General features: G+C 64.6%; 2 protein-coding genes. Both read left to right on the top strand.

Going from position 1 to position 2,299, the window contains the following annotated elements; all coding sequences use genetic code 11:
- Nucleotides 1-892 (top strand): aldehyde dehydrogenase family protein (locus ACK5L9_RS21755; protein ID WP_416913547.1); only part of this gene is annotated, 892 nt, incomplete at its 5' end.
- Nucleotides 893-960: 68 nt separating this feature from the next.
- Nucleotides 961-2,299, top strand: a 1,339-nt coding sequence (locus ACK5L9_RS21750) for a GMC family oxidoreductase (protein WP_416913546.1), incomplete at its 3' end; no start/stop codon positions are given.

Genomic DNA, 2,299 nt, shown 5'->3' with positions numbered 1-2,299 from the left:
GCGACGCATCGCGGAACTGTTGCCGCCTGGCGTCGTCAATCTTGTGACCGGCAGTTCGGGCAGGATCGGCGATGCGCTGGTCGGGCATCCCCTGGTGCGGATGGTCAATTTTACCGGCTCGGTCGATGTGGGGCGGCATGTGATGCAGGTCGCGGCGCGGAATATCACGCCCGTGACGCTGGAGCTGGGCGGAAACGATGCTGGGCTGGTATTGGAGGATGCGGAACTGAACGATGCCGCGATGCTGCGGATGTGGCTGGCGGCCTTTATGTCCACCGGCCAGATCTGCATGGCGCTGAAACGGCTCTACGTCCACCGCTCGCGCTTTGACGAGGTGGTCGCGGGGCTGACGGCCATCGGGCGGCGGCAGGTGATCGGCGACGGGCTGTTGCCGGACACGACCATGGGTCCGCTGAACAACCGCAAGCAGCAGCAGGTGGTGCGGGGCATGGTCGATCAGGCCCGGAACCATGGCACAAGGATCCTGGATCTGGGCGAGGTGCCGGATGAGGCGCTGTTCAAGACCGGCTATTTCCTGCGCCCGACGCTGGTGATCGACCCGGACCCGGCGCTGTCGGTGGTGCGCGACGAACAATTCGGTCCGACCCTGCCGGTCCTTCCCTTTGACACCGAGGATCAGGCCGTGGCGATGGCCAATGACAGCGATTTCGGGCTGTGCTCTTCGGTGTGGTCGCCCGATCTGGACCGCGCCCGCGCCATCGCAAGGCGGCTTGAGGCGGGTTATACCTATATCAATAACCACGGCGCTGCCGCGCAGGACGGGCGCGGACCCTTTGGTGGCTTCAAACATTCGGGAATCGGCCGGAATTTCGGCTATGAGGGCGTGACCCAGTTTCAGGGGCTGCATTCGATCTCGATTCCGGCCGGGTGAAATACCCTTTTGTATTTGCGCCGTTTTGCGCCAAGATTATCACGGGGACATTGGGAAAGGGGCGCGTCATGGCGGGACAGCCGTTCGAATACGATTATGTGATCGTCGGCGGGGGGGCGGCGGGCTGCGTTCTGGCGGCGCGGCTGGCGGCGGATGGCGACGGCTCTGTCGCGCTGATCGAGCGCGGCAAGACCGACAGCAACCGCTGGATCCACATCCCCGCGACATTTTTCAAGGCATTGCAGACCGATGCCGATGCGGTCGTGTCCGAACCCGATCCGTCGCTGAACGGGCTGCGCTTTCCGGTGCCGCAGGGCAGGGTGATCGGTGGGGGATCGTCAGTCAACGGCATGATCTACATGCGCGGGCAGGCGCGTGATTACGACGATTGGGTCAGCGAACATGGCTGTGACGGCTGGTCCTATGCCGATGTCCTGCCGACGTTCCGCAAGCAGGAACGCAATACCCGCCTTGCCAATGAATATCACGGCAGCACAGGCAGGCTGGTGGTCGATGACCCTTCGGCGAAACACCCGGTCGCGGGGGCGATCGTGCAGGCCGCCATTGGCGCGGGCATCCGCGCGACCGACGATTTCAACGGTGCCACGCAAGAGGGCGCGGGCTGGTATCAGGTGACTGCTCATGACGGACAGCGGCAGTCGGCGGCGCATTGCTTTCTGAAACCGGAACTTGGCCGCCCGAACCTGACCGTCCTGACCGGTCATGCCGCCGGTCGGGTCGTGATCGAAAACCGCCGGGCGGTGGCGGTGGAATGCCATGACCAGGCGGGGTCGGCGGTACTGATTCGTGCCCGGCGCGAGATCGTCCTGTCGGCAGGCAGCTTTCACAGCCCGAAAATCCTGATGCTGTCGGGTATCGGGCCGCGCGACGTTCTGGACCGTCACGGCATCGGCATTATCCACGAATCCGATCAGGTGGGCCGCAATTATCAGGATCATGTCGGCGCGCCGGTGACTCGCCGCCTGCGTCGTCCCATCGGGCTGTACAATGCCGAAAAGGGGCTGAATGCGGTCCGGCACGGTATCGACTATTGGGTGTTCCGGCGCGGGTTGCTGACCTCTAACCTGTTGCAGGCGGGGGCCTGCGTCGATACCGGAGGTACGGGTCGCCCTGATGTACAGTACAATTTCGCGCCCTTCGCGCCAGGCGCGCCCGGACAGCCTCCGCTGGCCTTTCACGCGGTGCAGGTCCATCCGATGACCATGCGCCCGAAATCGCGCGGGCGGCTGGGGTTGCGGTCGAAAGACCCGGCAGACGCGCCGCTGTTCGAAACGACGATCCTTGCCGATCCCGAGGATATGGACACGCTGCGCCGGGGCGTCCGGCTGGCGCGCGAGATTTGCGAGCAGTCGCCGCTGAAGGAACTGGTCGGCGAAGAGGTCTGGC

It is taken from the genome of Paracoccus sp. (in: a-proteobacteria) (assembly GCF_047973135.1).
Classification (GTDB): Bacteria; Pseudomonadota; Alphaproteobacteria; order Rhodobacterales; family Rhodobacteraceae; genus Paracoccus.
Note: the sequence above shows the minus strand (reverse complement) of the source record. Positions and strands in the feature narration are given on the sequence as shown.